The organism is Paenibacillus sp. 7541, assembly GCF_002276395.1.
In the GTDB taxonomy this organism is placed as follows: domain Bacteria; phylum Bacillota; class Bacilli; order Paenibacillales; family Paenibacillaceae; genus Paenibacillus_AQ; species Paenibacillus_AQ campinasensis.
This window is the reverse complement of the sequence record NZ_NQLZ01000024.1, coordinates 141,034-163,565: the sequence shown is the minus strand read 5'-3', so window position 1 is coordinate 163,565 and position 22,532 is coordinate 141,034. Positions and strand designations below refer to the sequence as shown.

The following is a 22,532-nucleotide window of genomic DNA, read 5'->3' as shown; positions in this document are numbered from 1 at the left end:
AGACATACACCGGCAGCCCGCATGAAAAAACAAACGGCTTAACGCCTGGATGAGGAGCTTGATCATCCTCGACCCAGGTCAGCATAAAGTGTAACTCCCAATCTTATACTCCCCCGAAGGTGATCGAGACAACTTCTCGATCACCTTTTATATTAGGGTGGGCTACCATCATCACCAACCGAATGCCTATTAATCGGAAGTCGAGCCGCCTTCGCAGTGCTGAACACGCATTGTTCCGTAAATTACCCAGTTCGGCCAACTCCCGCTCCTTACGCGCACAACAAAAGCCGAGCTTGGATAACCAAGCCCGGCGCCTTATCATCTCTTATTCAAATGACCAGCAGTTCAAGCTCAAACTGCCATATTGGTAAGATTGGAACAATCGCTTTGCCTTGCGGCCATTATCGGCAGCTCCCATCGCATAGAACAGAGGAACAAAATGCTCCATTCCGTAAGAAGGCACGGCGTGGCGGGCATGGGGCGCTTTTTTGTCATAATTAAACAGTGAAGGGAGATTCCAGCTAGCCAGCTGCTCCGCAATCCACTCATCAAATTCCACTGCCCAGTTATCCGGCTCCTCGCTCTCATGGATCATTCGCAAATTATGAACCAGGCCGCCGCTCCCGATAATCAGGATGCCTTCCTGCCGCAATTCGGACAGCATTGCGCCAATATCATATTGCTCCTTCGGAGAACGCTTGGAATCCACCGATAAGGCGATAACCGGGATGTCGGCCGCCGGGTACATCTTCTTCAGAACCACCCAAGCGCCATGATCCAGTCCCCTGCCGGTTACGGTCTTGGCATGCAGATTGCCTGCCTCGAAACAGGCGCTGATGCGAGCCGTCAGTTCCGCGCTTCCTGGAGCTGGATACGTCAGTTGGTACATCTCCTCCGGAAAGCCGTAAAAATCATGCATGGTCTGATGCTGCTGGTCTCCGGTCATTCGTTGATCCGCATCATCCCAGTGGGCCGAGAAGACGGCAATTCCTTTTGGAGTCGGCAGCTCTTGGCCCAGACGTTCCAGAAAACGGGTATATTCGTTGTTCTCAAGCGCCATCATCGGCGAGCCGTGGGCAATAAATAAAGCGGATAACGTCATCGATGCCACCTCCAGCTTCATAATCAAGGGACAACTCTATTGTAACCGTTAACCGCCCGCCATGCCAAATACGTTTATATCATCCAGTGCTGCCATTCCTGCTGGGCCGACTCAAGCCCGTTCAGCCACGCTGTCGTGCGGTTGAGAAGCTGCTCCCGCTGCGGGCCCGCCGAGAATGTATGGTCGCCCTGGAAGATGATCTCTTTATCGCACCGGCCCTCCTGCCGCATCCAGAATACCTTCTGGTACAGAAATGCGTAGTCGACCGGAATGATTTCATCCGACGTCCCGTGAATGACCAGCACATTCCCCGCGAATCGCACCGCTTCCTGGAACGGCTGCACCGTTGCCAGCGATTCGAAGAATACCGGCGTCAGCTCATAGCCAAGGTAATCCGCTTTGCCTTCCTTCACGGACGTGTCGTAGACGTCGCGTCCCGTGATTTTCACAATATCGTTAAACGGATAGCCTACCGCCGCCCAGAGCACCAGATTTTTAACCCGGCGGTCTCTGACCGCTGTGTGAATCGCCACCGCACCGCCAAGACTGTGTCCGATCAGTGTCACGCGGGTCGGATCGACATCGGCGCAGCTCACCCCGTAATCAAGAACGCTTCGCGTCTGGGCAATCATCGACTCCAGTCCTTCGCTGCCATAGCAGCCCGAGCTCTCGCCACAGCCGATGTAATCGAAGCGGATCACCATATACCCCTCCGCGGACAGCTGGCGTGCCGTCTTGACGAACAGCCGATCCACCCCGATGCGGCTCCCGACGAAGCCATGGCAGATGACAACCAGCGGAATGCGGCTGCATCTGCCTGTCTTCTCACTTCCCCCCGCAGCGGGATAATGTATCGTTGCTGTCATTTCCTCCTGATTGTGCCGGATTGTAATTTGCCGCTCCATGCCGAATCCTCCCCACGATCAACTTCAATTTCCAATTAAACAAATTCCGATAAGTTTAATAAGATTAATATTTGAACTTATCTTAGCATTGGGATCGCGGGATTGTCAATGCGGAGGGTTATGCCTGATGAAACGACGGCCTCTGCTTATTCATAGCTTTGACGGAACATGGCGTGTGTCTCTTCGCGCCCGTTCCATTGTCTCATCCAGCTTTCGTCATTCTCTCCGGCGTTGTCTTCCCCCCACAGCGTTTCTTTGGCGAATTCCGTGTCTTCGATCTGCTCGACATCGCCCTCCACCGGCCGGCCAACCTTCCAGTCGCCGGTATTGCTGCGCCGTGCATCCGCCGAGCTGCCAGCCTGCAAAGTGTTCAAACCTTGCCCGGTATCCTCTCTGCCTGGAAAACGCTCCTGGTGATTGTGAAACTGATCGTTGTCATTGTCAGCCATGTTAATCCTCCTTTACCGCCCTGTAACTTAGGGCTTTATCATGATTCCGAATAGTTATTATTGTGAAGTAGGAATGTCGGAATTATACTCCGTTCACAAAAGTGACACCCTCCCCGCCTTCGGTCCTCGCCTACCATCTTGCATGGCAGGACCCGATCCCATTATGCTATTACAGGTCGCTTCAAACGCCCTGACGAAAAAAGGAAACGCGTCGCCCCGGCCATTCCAGGAACGCTGGGGAACGCTTAAAACAAGGATAAAACTCATTTTACACCGTGGAGGACAACAGCCATGAACATAAGACAGATGATACAAGAAAACAACAAGCTTCAGGAAGCCATGACGCCCTCCAACCTGGCGTACTATACAGATATGGTCGTATACATCCGCACCACAAGAGGGCAGGAAGCAAGGGGCGAGGCGCTTCTGCTGGACATCGCCAAGCAGCTGCTTGAAGCACAGGCTGAAGGCAAAACAGCTGAAGAAGTGTTCGGGGAACATCCGGAGGCCTATTGCCGCAAGCTCGCCCAGCAGCTCCCGGAGAGAAAGAGCATGTCCCGGCTTCAATACCAGCTCATGATTCCCTGGATCGCATTGACGTGGTTTTTTCTCATTCATGCCTTGATCGGCTTTGTGACGTTATGGATCGGCGGTCCGCTTGAGCGAGCGCGCCAAATTCCGATTTCGACCCTGATCCTGCTGGCAGCGGGCGCTTCCGTGCTGATCAATCTCGTGATGAATGGACTTACAAAAAGCAGTGCTCAGACCGACCCCAAAACCAAGCCGACGGTCCATGTGCGCGGAATCGCCATCTATGCCGTTATCGCAATCGTCATTATTGCCATAGGCTTCTGGCTCGATCAATGGCTCCCGGTACTGAGCCTTCATCCCGGAACCAGTCTGCTCCTCTTCCTGATCGGACTTCTGGGCACGAGACTGCTGTTCAGAAGAACCTGACCGGTGGCATGACTGCATCCGACAGAATGACAAAAAGTTCAACTTTTGTCACCCACATTGTCATCTTCTTAAGCTAAGATAATGTTAAGATAGGGGAAATGTGGAAAATAGGGAGTGTTCCATGATGAAATCAAAAATGTCAGCAGCAGCCATGATTGTTGTACTCGCCTTATCTTTTCAGACTTTCGCTGTTTCCGGTGCTGCAATAGCCGCATCCGCCACAGATCAGACGACATCGTCGTCAAGCAAAGCAGCAGCTTATGCCAAGGCCGTATATAACAAAGCGGTCAAGCTGCTGAAGGAGAAGGACATTCCTTACGCCAAAGCGTATATTACGAAGCATATTCGAAGTGTCAGCCAGTACCAGGCTACCCTGCTTGTGCTGAGGCTTGAGAATGCCATGAATGCAAAGCTTGGCGCATATACCGACAGGATGTTCACCCCCGGCACCCAGGAAACGATTATGAAAGTGTACAAGTACGGGGAACCGATCAATACAACCATCAGCAAAATCAAGGACACGAACCTCCGCAGCCTGCTAGCGGATTTGAGGGATAGCGGCTATCGGCTTCATACCGCCGAGGGGGTTGTGTTCCCGATTATCGACTACAAAACCTTGCTGCCCTACAAGCCTTATATCAGCAAGGATATTCAGGATTACATCGACATCATGGTGGTGGAATCCGAGAAGGTCGCCGTGAGTGATGCAGCGCTGGTCATCCCATGGTCGGAGGTCATTGAGCGCGCGCTTGCGCAGGAGGTGTTCCTGAAGAACCATCCGAACTCCAACCGTGCCAAAGACGTGAGACAGATGCTGAAATTCAACGAGATCAGCCTGTTCTACGGCTATAACAACACCCCGCTGTTCCAGTACACCTCCAACACCGTCAATCCGGAAGCGCTGGAAGCGATCCGCAAGGCGGTCAGCGGCGATCTATCCGGCAGCAGCTTCCTGACCAAGCTGAAGGGCTGGTATGATATCCTGAAGGACAATGACGGAAAGCTGACCCAAGAGGTATGGAAGTATCGGGCCGATCTGGTACCGAACAGCTAAGCGGCAAACCAACTCATACGTAAAAAGCGATCTATCGCGCCGGAAACACCCGGGGGCGATGGATCGCTCTTTTTTCGTTCAAGAAATCCCTTGAATCCGCATCGGAGACACCGCGTCTCAGATGAGCAGATTGAACAGATTCATATTCTTGTTCAGTTCCGTATATTGAATGCCCTTGCGCTGCATGCGCTCGATCAGCGGCTCGTAATCCTCCGGCCGAAGCAGCTCGATGCCGACAAGGGCCGGGCCGTTCTCCTTGTTGTGCTTCTTCGTATATTCGAAGCGGGCGATGTCATCATCAGGCCCAAGCACTTCCTCCAGAAACTCGCGGAGTGCCCCCGCACGCTGCGGAAAGTTGATCATGAAGTAATGCTTCAATCCTTCATAGATCAGGGAGCGCTCCTTGATCTCCTGCATCCGGTCGATATCGTTGTTGCCGCCGCTGATAATGCAGACGACCTTCTTCCCTCGAATCAGCTCCCGGTTCAGGTCAAGCGCCGCCACCGCCAGCGAGCCGGCCGGTTCCACAACGATGGCATTTTCGTTATACAGCTCCAGAATGGTTGTGCACGCCTTACCTTCCGGGACCGTCACGATATCGTCCAGCAGCCCGCTGCAGATGTCATAGGTCAGCTGGCCGACACGCTTGACGGCGGCGCCATCGACGAACTTGTCGATTTCGTCCATCGTCACCACTTCCCCCTGCTTGAGCGCCTCCATCATGGAAGCCGCACCGGACGGCTCGACGCCGATCAGCTTCGTTGAGGGACTGACTGTTTTCACATACGTAGCGACTCCAGCCGCAAGCCCGCCTCCGCCAATCGTCACAAACATATAATCCGCCGGCGTGTCCATATCTTCCATGATTTCCATGCCAATGGTGCCGTTGCCCGCAATGATCTTCGCTTCATCAAACGGATGAATGAAGGTCATCCCGTGTTCATTGCACGCTTTCATCGCTTCATGGTAGGCATCATCAAACGTGTCCCCGATCAGAATGACCTCGACATAACCGCCGCCAAAACGCTTGACCATCTTCACCTTCTGGTTCGGGGTTGTGCTCGGCATGTAGATTTTGCCCTTGATCTCCAGCGCATTGCAGGAAAAGGCCACGCCTTGGGCATGATTCCCCGCACTGGCACACACGATGCCCGCCTCCCGCTCCTGCTCGGACAAGCTGCGGATCATATTGTAGGCCCCTCGAATCTTGAAGGAGCGAACAACCTGCAAATCCTCGCGCTTCAAATATACGTCACAATCATACTTGGCCGACAGCACGGCATCTCTCTGAAGCGGCGTCCGCACAATCACTTCGCGAAGGACGTGATGGGCGCGCACGATGTCTTCCATGCTGACTAGCCTTCTTGATGTATAGGTTTCTTCCATTTCTCCTGATCACACTCCACTTCGCCGCCATGTATGCATGAAGCCATGTTGCAGCCTTGAATCGTTCTTTCCTACCATTGTAACACTTTTCATGAAAATTTCTCGCCCTTTCTGGCATATTCCCGCCAGATCATTGCCGGATAGCCTAAGAGTACCCCACCACGATACACAGAACAGCGCACACCTCGAGGTGCGCGCTGGTTCTTAGCGTCCTTATGATAGAAGAGCGGAACCCTTAATTCCGGATGTCCACCTTCAGCGGAACCGACTTCTTGCCTTTGTCCGGTTTGAATTCAAAATGCAGCACATGATTGCCGTTCTTCAGGCTGTCCAGGAAGCTCCGGGTCAGATCAATCCGCACATTGTTCACCGTGTAGTCTACCCCTTCCCGGAGATCGGCGCCCTTGTATTTAATGCCTGCAAATTCATTCCCGTTCTTCTCCAGGAACACCTTCGTGGACGTATTCCGGTCCAGGGCGCTCTTGGAATATTCCAGCTTCGTGATATCGAGGCGCGGCGCCATCGGCGTCCGGTCATACAGCTCCACCTCGTTGAACGGAAGCGAGCCCCGAGCGCGGGCCGACGTCACGTTCAGGCGGAAGTACCGTCCCTTCACATTGTCGAAGTCAAGCACATAATCCCGGATATTCACGAGCGTCCCGGTTCTCACCGTTGTCCACGCATTGCCGTCTGCGGAATACTGCAGCTCATAATCGCCAATTCGCGGCTCCTGCTGGCGAATCACGAAGCGGCCAAACGTCTGAGGCGAGCCTAAATCGAAGGTGATCGAGGTCGGCGACTCGACCGTCGGCACCCGGTCTGACGTCTGCCATCTCGTGTCCAGATCCCCGTCAATCAGTAACTTTTTGTCCTGCCCAGGCGCCTCATGCGACACCGACACATCCTCCGCATTCAGGCTTAACAGCAGATTGTCCGGCCGGGCATAGCTGAGCTGCGGCTGATAATCATACACGACCCGGTCTTCCGGAGCCGCGTAGCTGCCGATCTGCACCTCATGAATCCCGATATCGATGCCGCCATCGCGATAGTTCGGATTACCGTAATAATCGACCGTCCCCACCTGCGGAACATACCGCCCTTGATTGATAAGCGGGGACGTTTCCTTCAGCTTGAAGCTCTGCGTACCCTCGTACAAGCCCGTGCCATATTGGGTCGGATCACCCACGAATTGCGGATCAACCGTGATTTTGTACAGATCCACCGGCTCATGCTCCCCGCGAAGGCCGCTCGCTTCATAGATCGCATTGTTCTGGAAGATCATGTTCTGCGTGCCCGGGATGCCGCCGGAAACTCTGCGCGCCCAGGTGGTCGGCGTCTCCGTATTGTAGTTATAGAAGATGTTGTTATAGAAATACATCGGCGATTTGATCTCTTCATCATGCACTTCCGCAATCGCCCCGTCATACACAAACACGTTATTCACAAAATAAGCCGGGGTCCAGTTCACATGCAGCTGATTCTTGATCAGCACCCCGTTATCGTTGACACTCAGGTTGTATCTGGCGACATTGCCGGCCGCCCGTCCCATGTAGGCCATCCAGCCAGCCGGATTGTCATGGGTGTAATTGTATTGGTACACCACGTTGCGGCTCGTGAACTCGAAGTCAAACGCCGTCCCGTCATAGAATGCCGAGGTGCCGCCGTACACTTCGTTGAACTGATGCACGACATCCTGGCTGCACCAGGCGTACAGGCCAGCTGATATCGAGTCATACCGCTGCAGAAATCCGTTCACGACGTTGTATTCCACCGTCATGTTCTTGGTGTTGGCGAGCTGGATCGCCCCTTGGCCGATACTTTCCGCATAGTTGTGCCCGATGTAGACGTCGCGGCTGTACATGTTTTTGCTCCAGATCCAGTCCTGCTCCCAATTGCCAAGGTCATCGAACCAGTTGAAGGCGAACTGAATGGCATGCAGCTCTGTTTTGTAGAAATGGTTATTCTCGATTCTCACATCCTGAAAATAGTACGCATCATCCTCATACGCTGTGTAGGGCTTGGACCCGAACACCTGAAAGTTGATCCCGCCATAATGCATGCGCTGCCAGGTCGTCACCCCGTCAATATCATGGATGTAGTTATCCGAGATCCGAAAATAGTTCATCACCTTGTCGTCCCCGTCTTTCAGCAAGTCCGCATGGATGGAAATGCTGATCCCGTCCCGCACCACCTGCCGCTCCGTTCCCGGCACGTTAATATCATGCTCGAAATCATCATCATTGGAAATTTCCAGATTGCGAATTTCGTAATACTGCTGATTCATCAGCACGACGGCTCCCGTGCGTCCCACCTTGTCATAATCCTTCTTCCAGGTGGTGCCCTCCAGGTAGACCGGTGTCGGCACGTTGCCGTTGATCGCAATGTACGGCTTGCCAAGCTCCGGATCGCCGTACATATCAATGATAATCGGCGCGCCTTCCGCTCCGCTGCCCTTCGGCCACAGCTGCTGATTCTCCCACACCTCGCCGGCCTTCAGCAGGATGCGGTCTCCCGGCCCAAACGTCTTGGCATTGACCGGCTCGAACGAGCGCCATGCCCGCGCCGGAGATGTTCCGTCATGACTGTCGTCCCCGCCGGTGGCGTCCACATAATAATCGGTACCGATCGTGTTCACTTCATCCTTCACCGCAGACGGACCCTCCTCCGCATAGGTGGCCCCCACCGGGGCGAAGGCGGCGGTGGACGTAGACACAAGGGTGATCATTAAGATATAACAGAGCCATTTTCTCAATCGTCTCATTCTCCCTTCCATGCGTTTTCATAGCGTTCATCCCGAATTTCAACCATTGCCGTGTGCATGAGTTCCTCTACGTAAGCTTCATACTTCTCATCAATAACGCTCCTTCGGACAGAATCAAGCCTGCGCTGGTGGTCATCCCCCCCTTCACTGCTTCTGTCGGTCAACTGCACAATGTTCCAGCTGCCGCCGCTTTCCACCGGCTCCGGGCTGTATTGCCCCCGATCCAGCCCCTGGGCGGCGGTCAGCAGGTTATAGGAAGCCCGAATATCCTCCTTGTAGGTATCCGGGGTGAAACGCCGGGTCAATATCTCGCCTTCGCGGTTGTATTTGCGCGATACTTCCTCGAAGCTGATCCCCTGCTCCAGCTCCTCTGCCGCGCTAAGCGCTGTCTCGTAGGACGACGCCCGCTCCTCTGCCGTATGGTACGGCACCGAAATGATGCGGATCGTTATCGACTCGGACGTGGCATCCCACTGCGCCTGATGGGAGAGGTAGCTCGCCTCCGCTTCGCCATCAGTTACATAGAGCGGATCGTCCGGCGATTTGCTCATCTCCGATTTCAGCCGGATGCGCACATTGCTGATCAAGTAATTGGCATACTCGATTTCGCTATAGGTTACCGGGCCGTAGATAACCTCCCCGCGCGCCACCGCCTCCTTGCGGCGTTCGTTCTCCTGCTGGTGGGCCTGCTGCAGCTCCGCATAGGTCGTGAAGCCGATCAGCCCATATTGTTTCGCCAGCACCGTCTCCAGCTTCCGGCGGACCGCCTCCTCCATCGCCCGCGCCCGCAGCACCTGGATCGGCTGCTCCCCGCGATGCTCCTGCTCCCAGAACGCCGCCGAATCCACCTTCAGCCCCTGCCGGCTGAAGTAATTCCGCACCTCCGGCTTCAGCCGCTCCATCAGGGCTTCCACCTCGCCCTCGGCAATCGGCTCGCCGTTCACCGTGGCCACTGTCCGGTGTTCATCCCGGGACGCCGACAAGGTCAGGCTGAGCCCGGCCGAAGCCGCGAGAACGATCAGCAGCAGGGCGCCCCATAAAGCGCCCTTGCCCAAGATCGGCCTTCGGTCCCGAATCGGAGTGCCGCTATGAAGCGGTGTGCGGTCCCGAATCGGGGTGCGGCCGTGGACCGGGGTGCGGCCCTGCAGCGGCCTCCACCCCCGAGCCCGCGCGGACAGCCCCGTCCCCGCCTTCGTTCCGTCCGTGCGCTTCCGGGCAAGCCTCTTGCCCTCGGCGCGTCCGGAATCGCTTCCGGCAGTCCCGGCCCGAGCCGCTTCGGTGCGTCCGGCCTGAGCCCGGCCTTCGGTCTCCATCCTGCCCCCGGCCGGCCCGCTGCTCGGCGCACCGCTGTGCTTCCTCGTCTGTTTCGCACGCGACATAAGCGATCTCTCCCTTCTGCGATTAGATGATCAAGTCTTCCTCACCCTTTCAGTCCGCCCATATTGAGTCCGGCGGTGATGCGGTTTTGCAGCAGCGCGTAGATGAGCAGCGTAGGAACCATGACCAGCACCAGCCCGGCGAACAGCGCGCCCCAATCGGTCGCGTAGCGCTGCACCTCCATCAGATAAGCCAGCCCCAGCGTCAGGGTGCGCTTGCCCTCCGAGGAGATGAAGGACAGGGCGTAAATATATTCGTTCCAGAAGCCCATCACATTAAAAATCGTAATCGTAATGATCCCCGGCTTCGCCATCGGCGCAATGATCCGGATCAGTACGCCGAACAGCGAGCAGCCGTCGATGGTGGCCGACTCCTCATAGTCCTTCGGAATGCTGGCCAGAAAGCCGGACAGCAGATAAATCGTGAACGGAATCGCACTGACCGCGTATACGATGCTGAGCCCGGCGCTCGAATCGAGCAGATGCATCTGGTTCAGCAGCATAAACAGCGGCACAATGCTGAATGCGGCCGGGAAGAACAGGCCGGCGATATAGAATCTTTTGATCACGGCGAGAAAGCGGAACCGATACCTTGTCATCACATAAGCTGCGGCGAATCCCGCCGCATTGCACAGGATAAGCGCCAGCACAGTCACCACAACCGAATTGACAAAATACTCCGCCATCCGCGACCGCGCCAGCGCGTTCACATAATTGTCCAGACTCAGACCCTGCGGCAAAGCGAAGGGACTGGCATAGAACTCCTCTGTCGTTTTGAAGGACGAATATACCGTCCACACGAGCGGATACACGACGACAATGGTATACAGCGCCAGCAGCAGCGTGGTGAGAATACGCCAGCCTTTGGCTGCAATCGCGTTCGTTGTCATATCAATCACCTAGTATTCAACGGAATCCCTTTCCGTAAGTTTTTCGCTGATCAGTGCCAGGCCGACCGTAATCAGCAGCATAAATACGCCGATGGCCATCGCATATCCGAAATTGCCGTTGTTGAAAGCCTGGGAATACATATACGTCATCAGCACCTCCGACCCGTGGTTCGGTCCGGCATTGGTCATCACCTTGATAAAGGCAAAGCTCCCGTTAAACACGCCAATGAGGAAAAATACAATCGTCACCCGCACCACATTCCAGATCAGCGGAAATGTCAGGCTGCGAAATTGCCGAAACGCCGACGCCCCGTCGATGCTGGCCGCCTCATACATATCGGTCGGCACGCCCTCGATGGCGGCGATGTAGATGATCATGTAATAGCCGATCGACTGCCAGATCATCGGGAACGCGATTGCCCACAGCACCGTGCTGCTGTCGCCGAGCCAGGCCCTCGTCCAGCTCTCCAGCCCGATCAGCTCCAGAAAGGAATTCAGGATGCCGAAGGTCGGGTGGTACACAAAGGACCACAGTACGGAAATGACAACAATCGACAGCACGTTCGGAAAGAAAAACACGGTGCGGTACAGCTTCTTCCCCTTGATCTTCCGCTGTGTCAGCAAAGCCGCAAAGAGCATCGAGGCCCCCATGGTCAGCACCGGAACAACCAGCAGCAAGAACAGATTGTTCACCAGCGCCTTCCAGACGATATCGTCCTGCCACAGCGTCTTGAAATTGTTCAGTCCGATATAACGGGCATGCTCGCTAAGGCCGCTCCAGTCATAAAAAGCCATCACAAACGCTTTGCCAAACGGGTACAAGGCGAATACGGCAAACAGGATCAAGGCCGGCAGCGTACAGGCCGTAATGAATAGATTGCGCTCGCGGTGCTTCATCACTCCACTCCTAACCGGGCGGCTCGCGATGCAGAAGGGGTGCAACCAGGCGCCAGAGCTGCCGCCCTGACCGTCCGTTGCCGCCCTTCCAATCTCTCAAACGCCCTCAATCTGACCCTTGTACACTTACGACTGATTCAGCAGGTTTCTCAGCTTGGCGGAAGCCTGCTCCACTTTATCTGCCCACTGGTCTGCCGTCATTTTTTTGTTCATCACATCGCCCAGCGGATTAAACAGCTCGTCATTGATGATGACCTCGGACTTCGGCGTCTGCTTCCACTGCACCATCATCGGCAGCGCCCCCTCGTCATACACCTTGAAGGCTTCATAGGCGGAGGCCGGGATATAGTCCTTGGCCAGCTCCACCGCGCCCTTGACCGCCATCACGCCATTCGATTTCTCCGCATTCAGTTGCACGATGTCGTCATTGTACTGGTAGCGCAGAAACTCCTTGGCCAGCTCGGGATTTTTCGCTTTGTTCGGGATATACATCGCCTCGAAGCTGCTGAGCACATAGGCCTGGTCACCCTCGCTGAACACCGGCACCCCGAGGAATCCGAACTCGAATCCTTCCTCTCTTGGCGCATCCGCCATCTCGCTCTCGAACCAGCTGCCGTTCGGAATGAACAGCGCGCCGCCTTTCAGGAACTCCGTTTGCGCCTGAGTATGATTGAGCGCCACCGTGCCTTTCATCACGTCATCGTTCTGAGCCATGCGTTCGAACACACCCATCACCTGCTTCACCGCGTCCTGCGTGAAGCCGCCTTCTTCGTAAGACAGCGCTTTGTTCATCGCCTCCAGTCCTCCAGCCGAAGCGACCGCCGGCCAGAAAACGCTCTCATTATAGCTTGGGTAAATCCCTTGATAGGTGTAGAGCGCTCTTCCTTCCGCCTTAGCCACCTCTCCCAAGGCGAAGAAATCCTCCCAAGTGACCGGCACTTCCCATCCCTTTGTTTCAAACAGATGCTTGTTGTACCACATGCCGAGCACGGACATGTAGTTCGGCGCGTAATAGATGTTGCCGTCTCCGTTCGGCTGCATATACGCCATCAGGCCGTCGGTCAGTTTGTCCTTCAGCGGACGGTCCGAATCCAGCGCAGGGCCATCAAATACGTCATTCAGCTCCATCAACGCCCCTTCTTTCACCAGCGCCTTGATCGTTCCGGTGTTCTCGTCGGGGCTGACATAGATGAAATCCGGCGGGTTGCCCGCGACAAGCTGAGGCTTGATAATGTCCATAATTTTAGGATTGGAGGTCATGTTCACCTTCACACCGGGATAATCCGCTTCGAATCTTTCGATGACCGCCTTCCAGTATTCGCTGCCGTATCCGCCCTCGAACACGGCGATGTTCAGCTCCTTATTCTCAAACGTTGTACCGCCGGAGGCCGATTCCTCGTTCGGGGCAGAGCCCGCCTCTCCTCCGGATGCCGCAGGCGTTCTGCCGCTCCCTGAACTGCACGCCGTCAGCATGACGGTACAGATCAGCACCCAGGCCAATTGCCTGAACCCCCATTTGCTCAAGCCAACACGACTCCTACGCATACGCAAAGCCACCTCATTTCTTATATTTGGACTTATCCACAATTATAGGGGGCCCCTATTCCGGCTGAAATGAACTCCATTTACTTTTTCATATCTTTTATTGATAACTTTGCAGGGGGCGGGCATTCGAGGGAGGGCATTTTGCTATACTGGGGTCAAAAACAAAGGAAGGGGCCCGCCATATCAGATGAGCCGACATTGGAATGCGCTTGGCAAGTGGATTCGACGTATCAAAATCAGGTCCAGACTGCTGTACTCCTTTCTCATCCTGTCACTGTTTCCGCTGATCACCATCGGTTTCTTCTCGATCTCCAAATCCAGTGACGCCATCTTCACCAAAATGAACACCTCCTCCTATCAGATCATGAGCCTGCTCAAGGACAAGGTGCGCGCCGAGAATCAGAAGTTCGTGCTGCTGTCCGAGCAGCTTACGCTGAACCCGGTCATCCAGTCGGCCATGCAGCATTACTTGAGCTATGACGATACCGCCAAGCGGGATATTGCCGTGAAGATCGACGCCATCCTTCGGGATAAATACGAAATGCTTAGCAGCATCAAGAATGTGATCGTTACAACAACGGCGGGCGACACCGTGTTTGATCTCGGCTACGATGCGGTGGATGTCCGCTATCTGACCGCCCAGAACGAGATTATCGACGCGAGCGGCAATGGCGGCTATGTGCTTGGACATGCCATGACCAAAAGAGGCGTGCCCTGCATCCTGCTGTCCCGCCCGGTCAATTCCACCTCCAATTGGTCGCAGCGGCTGGGCTATGTCCATATTCTGATCGACGAAGCCTTCTACTCGCAGAAGCTGTACCATGAGCTGGATATGGGCGAAGGCTCCATGACCTTTATCACCGACAGCGAGGGCCAGATTCTGTCGAGCCGCAGCTCCGCGCTGCCGGTCGGATACGGGATTGTAGACGATGGCCTGCTCGAGCCCATCATCCGCAGCGCCATGGACACCGAGCAGATGCATTCGGTGGAGTTCATGTCCGGAAAATATCTGGTGTCCGCATCGTTTGATATTTTTGCCGATTGGTATCTCGTCAGTCTCATTCCTTACGATTACTTGAACAGCGAGACCTATGCGATTCGGCTGGACATCGCCGTCGTCTGCCTGATCGTGCTTGTGCTGGCCTGCGGCTGCTCCTACTACCTCTCCTCCACGATACTCCGGCCTCTGGCGCGGCTCGTTTCCTCCATGAGAAGAATCCAGGACGGAGAATTGTACGTGAAGGCCAAGGACGACAGCCGTGATGAGGTGGGCACGATCCATCAGATTTTTAACGACATGGTGCTGACAATCCAGCGGCTTCTGGCGCAGACCGAGGCAGAGGAGAAGGCCAAGCGGGAGACGGAGCTGCAAATGCTGCAGGCCCAGATCAACCCGCACTTTCTGTTCAACACGTTGAATTCGCTCAAATGGGCGGCCATGATCAGTCAGACCGGAGGCGGTGTTGCAGATGGTCTTGGCGCGCTGGCCCAATTGCTGCGCAATACGATTGTGGACAAAGCGGAGTTTGTTACCCTTGAGGAGGAACTCGACAATATCAAGAACTACATCATCATCCAGAAGATTAAATACGGCTCCTTCGAGGTTCATTATGAGGTGGACCCGGATCTTCGGCATTATCGCGTGCTGAAGTTTCTGCTTCAGCCGATTGTGGAGAACAGCATTATTCACGGACTAAGCGAAGCGGAGGGCGGCGGTGAAATTCGCATCATTTGCCGCAGCCGGGGCGGCTGTGCGGAGATCGTCATTATGGACAACGGTGCAGGCATGAATGAGATGCAGCTGTCCAGGCTGCGCCGGGAGCAGCGCGGGCATGGAGAGCGGCTTGCGAATATCGGCATCCATAATGTGGAGGAGCGGATCAAGCTCTATTTTGGCAAGGAATATGGATTACACATCGAGAGCGAGGCGGGACGGGGAACAACCACAACGCTGACGCTGCCCCTGAACCCGGACATGGGCAGGCCGGTGCAATACGGCACGTCATGATGCACTTGACTGCACTTGGCTTGGATGCACGTTAGCGGGCATCGGGATATACGCAGCAACCTACCGCAACCTCCCCTTAGCAAGCGCGGCATATCATCCCGCCACGGCCGCCGGGGCATGGCAGGACGAGCTGCCAGATGACTGCACCTGGCTTAGCTGTGGCTGCCTCGGTATTGGTTGGGGCTTTGCCCCACTCTTTTTTTGAACAGGCGGCTGAAGTAGAAGGGATTGTCAATGCCTACCCGTGCCGCGACCTCCTTCACGGACAGCGCCGTGGAGCGGAACAGCCGCTTGGCCTCCTCGATCCGAAGGTCGCTTAAATACTGGAAGAGGTTGTGTCCGGTCTCCTGCTTGAAGAGGCGGCAGAGATAGCTCTCATTCAGCGCCGCCACCCTGGCGATGTCCTCGAGCGTAACTTTGTCCTGCAGGTGGGATTCCATGTACAGGATGACATTGCGGATTTCCTGACGGTACTGTCCCCGGAACTGCTCTTTCCTCATCGCAAGCAGCTGTTGAACCGCATCCTGCCAGTGCTGCTCCAGCTCCTGGACAGTGCGGGCTGCCTCGAGGGACTGCTGCACCGATTTGAGCCATGCGCCGTCAGGTTCCGAAGCACCGAGCATCAGCTCCCTGGCCGCTGTCACCGCATTGACGGCACACTGCTTTAGCTGCCTGATCTCGGTCCGCTCCGCCGCCGCCAACGCACCTATTTGGCTTATCACTGTCTGGAAACGTTCTGGCTCGGACGATTGCAGCATCTCCAGCAGCTCCTTAACAAGCTTGTTGAAATCGCTTTCGCGGAAGGATTCGGCGCTAACCGCCGGCTCCACAAATCCGTATCCCTTGTAAAAGGTGACCCGCACCGCTTCCCGGCACTGACGAAACACCTGCCTGAGCTGATCCAGGCCTTCGGTGGAAACGCCGACGACCGCGCACGGGTTCAGCCCGGTATATAAGCGGGCCGTGTCGACAAGCGACCTGGCCATCTTCATGCCTTGGGCATGGGAATCAACGCCCATTGGCACCACGGCGAGCCACTGCTCAGGCCCAAGTTCAACCAGCTCCGTCCCGCTTCGGCCCGCGAACACCTCATCCGCAATGTTGCGGATGACCAGCGACAGCAGCTTGCGCTCGGCATACTTCCCTGATACGAGCACCGGATCCTGACTGTCCAGCTCCAGATAGATGACGGATACCGGCCGTTCTGCCAAGACGATGCCCAGCTCGGCCGCCTCCTGCTCCGCAGATGCCGCCGAAGTCTCGGGACGCAGCAGAAATGTTCTAAAAAACATGTTCTTCATAATGGCCTGACGTTCTCTTTGCGTCATTTCCTGCCGGATGTCCTCTTCGATCTGTCTGCGCTCATCAGACAGCTTTGTCATCATTTTGTTCAGGACGACCAGCAGGTCATCCGGATTCAAGGCAACCTTCAGCAGGTAATCGGAAGCTCCAAGCACCATCGCTTCCCGGATCAGCTCGTATTCGGCATAATTGGTGAGCGCGACAATCTTGCCTCTGTAACGTCGCCGCTTCAGCTGGCGAATCAGCTCCAGACCGTCCATCTGCGGCATTTTCAGATCGGTGAACACGATGTCCGGGCTATACTGCTCGACCATATCGAGCGCATTCGCCCCATTCTTGGCCGTCCCGACCAGCTCGAAACCATGCTGGTACCAGTTGATCATCGATTTGAAACCGATCCGTACAATCCTTTCGTCATCCACAATGAGCACCTTGTTCATTGGAAGTTCCCTCCCTTATCTTGGGCTAGCCTGTTCGTCTGCCTATAGAAGAGAAATCAGTGACCTGTCTCGCTAAATTGCGGTTATTATATCATAATTGTCTTCGAAAATACGTAGGCTTGACGCACTATCCATCGAAAAAAATCCAGGCTTAGCAGCCGTTCACAGATGGGTCCTGGCATCATGAGCGAAGATGTGAACAGCAAAAAACGGAGGCGAATTTCTCGCCTCCGTCTTCGCCATCCATGTGATCGGCCCATCTCTCACAATCGCTTGTCAGCTCGTGAATGAATAGGGGCCCCTGTCAGAAATCCGTTGTTCCATTTCCAGCAAAGTATGCCGCTGCGCGGAATGAAGGGTCCCTACGATCACTTCAACAAAGCATGGGTTGAGCCAACATGATTATGCTTCAAACTTCTCCTGAAACCATTGTGCTGCCGCCTCCACTTCGGTTCGGGTCAGCTGATGTCCGCCATTCACCCAGTACAGCTTCACATCCGCGCCTGCGCCCGCCAGCAGCTCGTTCAGATCCTCCGACTCCTGCGGAGGGCAGATCGGATCCCGCTTCCCGGCCGCGATGAACACCGGCACGCCGCCAAGCTCCGGCAGCTCCTTGTCTCTCAGCGGCACCATCGGATGATGCAAAATCGCGCCCATCAGCGCATCCCCTTGATGAAACAGCAGGCTGGCCGCAATGTTCGCCCCGTTGGAATAACCGACAGCGACGACACGACGGCGATCAAATCCATATTCCTCCGCAGCCGAATCGAGAAATGCACTCAAATCCCATGTCCGTTTAACAAGATCCTCGATATCGAAGACCCCCTCAGCGAGCCGCCGGAAAAACCGGGGCATGCCGTTCTCAAGCACATTGCCGCGTACCCCAAGCACGTTCGAGCCGGGTGAAATCATCTCCGCCAGCGGCAGCAAGTCCCGCTCGTTCCCTCCGGTCCCGTGCAGCAGCAGCAGTGTAGGGGCATCGGGGGATGACCCCTTTTGGTAAATATGTTGATGTTCCATCTGTATGATCTCCTTTCATCGATCAGGCATATTGAATAAGCCCAAGCCCAATCCATCCTTAACACCAGATTCCTTCTTCTCATTCCCGTTACGGTACTTCTTATACCACTCGACATATTTATCTTAATTTCGAGATATTCAACAACATGTTACCATAACGGTTCCCGAAAAAGCAAATTCCGAACAAACGAAAGCAAGGGAGCTTCTGAGCAGAAGACTCCCTTGCTTGCTGTTCTCTATATAGTCCGTACGTGTTCCCCCGTAACAACACTCATTATACCAAAAGACCTATAGGTTGTCAGCGGATCATTTGTTATTTTTCACAATTTTTTTCGATGTTTTTAGTCAATCCTCCAGTTTTAGCAGCATTCTGGCAGCTGAACGGGCATGACCTTCATATTGTGGTGTGGTTGAACTTAGATGATTGATGTAACTTTGCGGTACATATGACGTCAGAAGAGTATTACCCCTGAATGATATGGAGGAACAATTATGAGCCGAAAAAGGATCTGGATAGTGCTATGGGGAGTTATCCTGACGTTAGTCGTTTCTTGTGGCAACGCATCAGACACGACAAAGCCGACTTCAGAAGAACCGGTCATACCTGAGTTCAACGTCCCATTACAAGATGTAGCTGCTGTAATCATCTTAGGTGCTGAAGGAAACGAGACAGAAATGACCAATCCGGATGACTTACAGACGTTCATTAACTTCATAAACACGGCATACCATGCAGAGAGTCCGGGCGCGGTAACGGAAGTAGGTTATCGAAATGTCATCATTAAATTGAAGGATGGGACCGCGAAAACTCTTATTTTTGGCGGGTATGGAAGCTACTTTGTCGTATCAGATACGAATTTTTCCTATTTTCTTCAACCTGGGCAATCCGCTGATGCCCTGAGAGACCTGATAGATCGAATTGAGGCAAAGGAGTGAGGAGAGGGAAAATAAATTACCCCCCATTGGCTAATAATAAGCCAAAAATTAAGGGGAGTACGATTATCCATGAAAATTACAGCGGCAATCACACCGGATCAAGGTAAAGATTTTGTATTAGATGAGATCGAGCTTGCAGAGCCCAAGGCCAATGAGGTATTGGTCAAAATCGTTGCTTCCGGCGTATGCCATACTGATGCCGTGGCACGTGATGCGGCCATTGCCCCGCTTCCAGCCGTATTAGGCCACGAAGGAGCAGGCATCGTGGAGAGGATCGGTGACAATGTTACCCAATTCAAACCAGGAGACCACGTCGTTCTCTCCTTTGCACATTGTGGTCATTGCCGCAACTGCCTTACCGGACACCCAACGGTCTGCGAAACCTTTAATGATCTTAATTTTGGCGGCGTGCATGATGATCATACCCATCGGTTGTCGCAGGATGGACGGCCGTTATCGACATTCTTCGGCCAATCGTCATTTGCTACCTTTGCCATATCACACGAGCGCAACATCGTGAAGGTTGATGAAGATGTGGATTTAGCCCTCCTAGGACCGCTTGGGTGCGGGATCCAAACCGGTGCGGGAACAGTATTAAACAAACTTCAGCCTCCATTTGGATCATCGATCGCGATTTATGGTACGGGCGCTGTCGGATTAAGTGCCATCATGGCTGCTAAAATTGTGGGCTGCAAAAACATCATCGCTGTGGATGTGCACGAGAATCGGCTTGAATTGGCTAAGGAGCTCGGTGCCACCCATTCGCTTAATGGCAAAGAAGTTGATGTCGTCAAGGAAATCAAAGCCATCACGCATGGAGGAACCGAATTTGCCATCGATACAACCGGGGTTCCGCCTGTCGTTCGTCAGTCCTTGCAAGCACTCCGACCGCTAGGAATTTCCGCCATTGTTGGCGTTACGCCCGAAATGACGATCGATGTGCATAATGATATCATGGCCGAAGGAAAAACCATGCTGGGGGTCATTGAAGGCGATGCCATTCCTCAAATCTTCATCCCTCAGCTCGTCGATTACTATAAAAGAGGGCTGTTTCCTTTTGATAAGCTCGTGAAGTTCTTTGATTTCAATGAGATTAATGAAGCATTCTCGGCTTCCAAATCCGGTGAGGTCATCAAACCGATTTTAAGGATTCAGTAAAGCCCATCCTCTAATCTGAATTAGCAAAGCACCCCTTCCACACCGTTTCAAGTCTTTGCACTTGAAGTCCGTTTGCTGTGCTGGAAGGGGCCGCTTTGCCTGTACTCTCTATTTCATTGAACCGCCGTAACTATCCACGAGTCACTTGAAGTCTGCGAAAGCAGCCTTACCCCTTGCTCGCTCCCGCCGTCATGCCGTCTACAAGCAGTCGCTGCAGGAAGACAAACAGAAGTGTGATCGGCAGCGCAATCAGCACCGATGCTGCCGCGAACAAGGTGAAGTTGCTGTCCTGCATCGAATTGACCAAATCCCACAGTCCGACCGCCAGCGTCCAATTCTCTTTCGTGCGCAGCACGAGCCGGGCAAAAATAAAGTCAACCCAAGGCCCGACAAACAGCGTAAGCGACATATACGTGATCATCGGCTTTGACAGAGGCAGAATGATCTGGCGGAAAATCTGAAAGTTCGTCGCCCCATCCATCTTCGCCGCTTCATCCAGACTTCGCGGGATCGTGTCCAGGAAGCCCTTCATAATCAGCGTACCGCCAAGCGGCGCCCCCGCGGAATATACGATGATCAGCGCCATATGCGTGTTCAGCAGATCCAGGGAATGCAGCAAAATATACAAAGCGATCATGCTCATGAATCCTGGAAACATCCCGAGCACCAGAATGATGGACAGCGCGTTCTGCCGTCCCTTGAACCGGAAACGGGAGACGGCATAGCTTGTAAGCAGCACCAGAATCGTCCCGATCACCATCGAGAAAAAGGCGATTTTCAGCGTGTTCATATACCAGGTCCCGAACAGAAACGACTGCGAGGTGAACAGTTCCCTGTAATGATTCAGCGTGAACGTCTCGGGAATCAACGTCGGGCTGTACAACGATTTTCCCGGACGGAGTGAGGACAGCACGATCCACAACGCCGGGTAAATGCAGCCGATCGCCAAGATAACCAATGCAATATAGCTCAACGTCAATCGAATGGCATTTCTCATTTTCATTCCCATTATTGAATCATATCCTCCTCTTTAAAGGATCGGGTTCGACGATAATTGTAGATCGAGAAGGTGGCAATAATCAGGAAAATAATGATCCCGATCGCCGAAGCCATATTGTATCTCTGCTGATCCAGCGTCAGCTTATAGAGCCAGGTTACGAGCAAGTCGGTCGCCCCCGCGTACTGATAATCGCCTACCGCCGGATTGCCGTTGGTCAGCAGGAAGATCAGGTTGAAGTTATTGATATTCCCGGCGAACTGCGCGATCAGAATCGGAGCTGTGGAGAACAGAATCATCGGCAAGGTAATAATCCGGAACTTCTGGAAGCCCGTCGCTCCATCCACCTCCGCCGCCTCATACAGATCCTTCGGAATCGTAGTCAGCACACTCATCACCAGCAGCATGGATACCGGAATGCCGACCCACATGTTGACAAGGATGACCGTCACTTTCGCCCAGAACGGATCGGTCAGCCACGGCAGCCCGCCAAGACCAAAGTAACCCAAATATTGATTGATCGGGCCGAATTGACCATTGAACATATTCCGCATCACGAGCAGCGAGATGAGCTGCGGGATCGCATACGGGATAATGAGGATGACGCGCCATACGCTTTTGAAGCGGATGCCCTTTTGCTGAATTAGCAGTGCAACGAGAACCCCGCCAAAATACGTCGTCACCGTTGCCAGTACCGCCCAGATGAGCGTCCAGGTTAATACGCCGAAGAAGGTATGGCTCCATGATTTCAATGCCACCAGATTTCTGAAGGTTTCAAATCCGACCCAATCCACCAGCTTGGCCGGCGGCAAATTGTTCGGTGCCGAATAGTTAGTGAAGGCAAGCAAAATCATGAAGATAATTGGCATGATCGTGAAGAACAGAATGCCCGTGGCCGGAAGCGTCAGAAAAGACTGGGCAAACTTCTGTTCAAAAATATAATTCAGCGTCTGTCTGAAATTGTTCGGCGCGATTCCTTCTTCTCTCTTTCTGCCGGTATTATACGCATTTCGAATATTGGCATAATGTCCGATCAGGAAAATAGCAAGCGCCATTAAGGTGATCAACCCTTCAATCAGCAGATTGATCGAATGGTCTCCCGGGACCATCTGGGTCAATCCGTTCACCTTTTCCAGCCGGCTGCCGTGCTCCCCAAGCGTAATCATTCCCCGGATCGCCGGCCCAAGGTTGTTGGCAAAATAATACGTTGCGTATCCACCGACCAGGACCATCATAAGGCCCTTGATCCATTGACGATTGTACAGCTGGCCCAGCCCCATGCAGAAAGCCGATAAGACAGCTGCTATTGTTCGATGCTGACGCATGCTCCCTCCATTCTCCTTCCCATC

At 54.1% G+C, this 22,532-nt stretch carries 18 protein-coding genes; 5 read left to right on the top strand and 13 right to left on the bottom strand.

What is annotated here, in order from left to right; all coding sequences use genetic code 11:
- Nucleotides 1–325 precede the first annotated feature (325 nt).
- The 3 genes from CHH75_RS15985 to CHH75_RS15975 all read right to left on the bottom strand — a co-directional run bounded on the left by CHH75_RS15985 (nucleotide 326) and on the right by CHH75_RS15975 (nucleotide 2,456).
- A complete protein-coding gene (locus CHH75_RS15985; RefSeq protein ID WP_095398653.1) occupies nucleotides 326–1,102 on the bottom strand; it encodes a DODA-type extradiol aromatic ring-opening family dioxygenase in 777 nt (258 codons plus the stop codon).
- A 74-nt stretch (nucleotides 1,103–1,176) separates the two neighbouring features.
- A complete protein-coding gene (locus CHH75_RS15980) occupies nucleotides 1,177–2,007 on the bottom strand; it encodes an alpha/beta hydrolase family protein (RefSeq protein WP_095398652.1) in 831 nt (276 codons plus the stop codon).
- Nucleotides 2,008–2,153: 146 nt separating this feature from the next.
- Nucleotides 2,154–2,456 carry a hypothetical protein gene (locus tag CHH75_RS15975; RefSeq protein ID WP_095398651.1) on the bottom strand — a complete coding sequence of 101 codons (303 nt, stop codon included), beginning with the start codon at nucleotides 2,454–2,456 and terminating at the stop codon, nucleotides 2,154–2,156.
- A gap of 291 nt (nucleotides 2,457–2,747) precedes the next feature.
- Between CHH75_RS15975 and CHH75_RS15970 the strand changes: the two genes are divergently transcribed.
- Nucleotides 2,748–3,413, top strand: coding sequence for a DUF1129 family protein (locus CHH75_RS15970; protein WP_095398650.1), 666 nt, complete (start codon nucleotides 2,748–2,750; stop codon nucleotides 3,411–3,413).
- A 121-nt stretch (nucleotides 3,414–3,534) separates the two neighbouring features.
- Nucleotides 3,535–4,467: a hypothetical protein gene (locus tag CHH75_RS15965; protein WP_095398649.1), complete on the top strand. Its 933-nt coding sequence runs from the start codon at nucleotides 3,535–3,537 to the stop codon at nucleotides 4,465–4,467.
- 117 nt (nucleotides 4,468–4,584) lie between these two features.
- On the opposite strand, the gene ilvA is transcribed toward CHH75_RS15965, so the two are convergent.
- The 6 genes from ilvA to CHH75_RS15935 form a co-directional block, all read right to left on the bottom strand.
- Nucleotides 4,585–5,853, bottom strand: coding sequence for a threonine ammonia-lyase IlvA (gene ilvA / locus CHH75_RS15960; protein WP_095398648.1), 1,269 nt, complete (start codon nucleotides 5,851–5,853; stop codon nucleotides 4,585–4,587).
- Nucleotides 5,854–6,088: 235 nt separating this feature from the next.
- Entirely contained in the window at nucleotides 6,089–8,566 is a 2,478-nt protein-coding gene (locus tag CHH75_RS15955; RefSeq protein WP_176475594.1) for a discoidin domain-containing protein, read from the bottom strand.
- Nucleotides 8,567–8,610: 44 nt separating this feature from the next.
- Nucleotides 8,611–9,993 carry a peptidylprolyl isomerase gene (locus CHH75_RS25480; RefSeq protein WP_095398646.1) on the bottom strand — a complete coding sequence of 461 codons (1,383 nt, stop codon included), beginning with the start codon at nucleotides 9,991–9,993 and terminating at the stop codon, nucleotides 8,611–8,613.
- Between the two features lie 41 nt (nucleotides 9,994–10,034).
- Nucleotides 10,035–10,880, bottom strand: coding sequence for a carbohydrate ABC transporter permease (locus CHH75_RS15945; protein WP_095398645.1), 846 nt, complete (start codon nucleotides 10,878–10,880; stop codon nucleotides 10,035–10,037).
- Between the two features lie 9 nt (nucleotides 10,881–10,889).
- Nucleotides 10,890–11,777, bottom strand: coding sequence for a carbohydrate ABC transporter permease (locus tag CHH75_RS15940; RefSeq protein WP_095267196.1), 888 nt, complete (start codon nucleotides 11,775–11,777; stop codon nucleotides 10,890–10,892).
- Between the two features lie 126 nt (nucleotides 11,778–11,903).
- The gene (locus CHH75_RS15935) at nucleotides 11,904–13,322 is read right to left on the bottom strand and encodes a carbohydrate ABC transporter substrate-binding protein (RefSeq protein ID WP_095398644.1); all 1,419 of its coding nucleotides are present in this window, start codon (nucleotides 13,320–13,322) and stop codon (nucleotides 11,904–11,906) included.
- Between the two features lie 187 nt (nucleotides 13,323–13,509).
- On the opposite strand from CHH75_RS15935, the gene CHH75_RS15930 reads away from it, so the two are divergent.
- The gene (locus CHH75_RS15930) at nucleotides 13,510–15,330 is read left to right on the top strand and encodes a cache domain-containing sensor histidine kinase (protein WP_095398643.1); all 1,821 of its coding nucleotides are present in this window, start codon (nucleotides 13,510–13,512) and stop codon (nucleotides 15,328–15,330) included.
- Nucleotides 15,331–15,482: 152 nt separating this feature from the next.
- Here the strand turns inward: CHH75_RS15930 and CHH75_RS15925 are convergent, their stop codons facing one another.
- Both CHH75_RS15925 and CHH75_RS15920 read right to left on the bottom strand, forming a co-directional pair.
- The gene (locus CHH75_RS15925) at nucleotides 15,483–17,072 is read right to left on the bottom strand and encodes a response regulator transcription factor (RefSeq protein WP_095398642.1); all 1,590 of its coding nucleotides are present in this window, start codon (nucleotides 17,070–17,072) and stop codon (nucleotides 15,483–15,485) included.
- 402 nt (nucleotides 17,073–17,474) lie between these two features.
- Nucleotides 17,475–18,092, bottom strand: coding sequence for an alpha/beta hydrolase (locus tag CHH75_RS15920; protein ID WP_095398641.1), 618 nt, complete (start codon nucleotides 18,090–18,092; stop codon nucleotides 17,475–17,477).
- Nucleotides 18,093–18,584: 492 nt separating this feature from the next.
- Here CHH75_RS15920 and CHH75_RS15915 point away from each other — a divergent pair, with 492 nt between their 5' ends.
- Both CHH75_RS15915 and CHH75_RS15910 read left to right on the top strand, forming a co-directional pair.
- Nucleotides 18,585–19,028 carry a hypothetical protein gene (locus CHH75_RS15915; RefSeq protein ID WP_095267191.1) on the top strand — a complete coding sequence of 148 codons (444 nt, stop codon included), beginning with the start codon at nucleotides 18,585–18,587 and terminating at the stop codon, nucleotides 19,026–19,028.
- 69 nt (nucleotides 19,029–19,097) lie between these two features.
- Nucleotides 19,098–20,186 (top strand): NAD(P)-dependent alcohol dehydrogenase, encoded by a 1,089-nt coding sequence (locus CHH75_RS15910; protein WP_095267190.1) that lies wholly within the window; start codon nucleotides 19,098–19,100, stop codon nucleotides 20,184–20,186.
- Nucleotides 20,187–20,352: 166 nt separating this feature from the next.
- Here the strand turns inward: CHH75_RS15910 and CHH75_RS15905 are convergent, their stop codons facing one another.
- Entirely contained in the window at nucleotides 20,353–21,195 is an 843-nt protein-coding gene (locus CHH75_RS15905; protein WP_095267189.1) for a sugar ABC transporter permease, read from the bottom strand.
- Nucleotides 21,195–22,508, bottom strand: a complete 1,314-nt coding sequence (locus CHH75_RS15900) for a carbohydrate ABC transporter permease (RefSeq protein WP_095267188.1) — start codon at nucleotides 22,506–22,508, stop codon at nucleotides 21,195–21,197. The genes CHH75_RS15905 and CHH75_RS15900 overlap by 1 nt, the downstream gene beginning before the upstream one ends.
- Nucleotides 22,509–22,532: the final 24 nt, after the last annotated feature.

Excerpts from the sequence above, each read along its gene's own strand:
- CHH75_RS15930 (WP_095398643.1), top strand. The coding sequence starts at position 13,510 with ATGAGCCGACATTGGAATGCGCTTGGCAAGTGGATTCGACGTATCAAA.
- CHH75_RS15915 (WP_095267191.1), top strand. The coding sequence starts at position 18,585 with ATGAGCCGAAAAAGGATCTGGATAGTGCTATGGGGAGTTATCCTGACG.
- CHH75_RS15920 (WP_095398641.1), bottom strand. The coding sequence starts at position 18,092 with ATGGAACATCAACATATTTACCAAAAGGGGTCATCCCCCGATGCCCCT.
- CHH75_RS15935 (WP_095398644.1), bottom strand. The coding sequence starts at position 13,322 with ATGCGTAGGAGTCGTGTTGGCTTGAGCAAATGGGGGTTCAGGCAATTG.
- CHH75_RS15965 (WP_095398649.1), top strand. The coding sequence starts at position 3,535 with ATGATGAAATCAAAAATGTCAGCAGCAGCCATGATTGTTGTACTCGCC.
- CHH75_RS15910 (WP_095267190.1), top strand. The coding sequence starts at position 19,098 with ATGAAAATTACAGCGGCAATCACACCGGATCAAGGTAAAGATTTTGTA.
- CHH75_RS15925 (WP_095398642.1), bottom strand. The coding sequence starts at position 17,072 with ATGAACAAGGTGCTCATTGTGGATGACGAAAGGATTGTACGGATCGGT.
- CHH75_RS25480 (WP_095398646.1), bottom strand. The coding sequence starts at position 9,993 with ATGTCGCGTGCGAAACAGACGAGGAAGCACAGCGGTGCGCCGAGCAGC.
- CHH75_RS15905 (WP_095267189.1), bottom strand. The coding sequence starts at position 21,195 with ATGGGAATGAAAATGAGAAATGCCATTCGATTGACGTTGAGCTATATT.
- CHH75_RS15940 (WP_095267196.1), bottom strand. The coding sequence starts at position 11,777 with ATGAAGCACCGCGAGCGCAATCTATTCATTACGGCCTGTACGCTGCCG.
- CHH75_RS15900 (WP_095267188.1), bottom strand. The coding sequence starts at position 22,508 with ATGCGTCAGCATCGAACAATAGCAGCTGTCTTATCGGCTTTCTGCATG.
- ilvA (WP_095398648.1), bottom strand. The coding sequence starts at position 5,853 with ATGGAAGAAACCTATACATCAAGAAGGCTAGTCAGCATGGAAGACATC.
- CHH75_RS15980 (WP_095398652.1), bottom strand. The coding sequence starts at position 2,007 with ATGGAGCGGCAAATTACAATCCGGCACAATCAGGAGGAAATGACAGCA.
- CHH75_RS15970 (WP_095398650.1), top strand. The coding sequence starts at position 2,748 with ATGAACATAAGACAGATGATACAAGAAAACAACAAGCTTCAGGAAGCC.
- CHH75_RS15975 (WP_095398651.1), bottom strand. The coding sequence starts at position 2,456 with ATGGCTGACAATGACAACGATCAGTTTCACAATCACCAGGAGCGTTTT.
- CHH75_RS15985 (WP_095398653.1), bottom strand. The coding sequence starts at position 1,102 with ATGACGTTATCCGCTTTATTTATTGCCCACGGCTCGCCGATGATGGCG.
- CHH75_RS15945 (WP_095398645.1), bottom strand. The coding sequence starts at position 10,880 with ATGACAACGAACGCGATTGCAGCCAAAGGCTGGCGTATTCTCACCACG.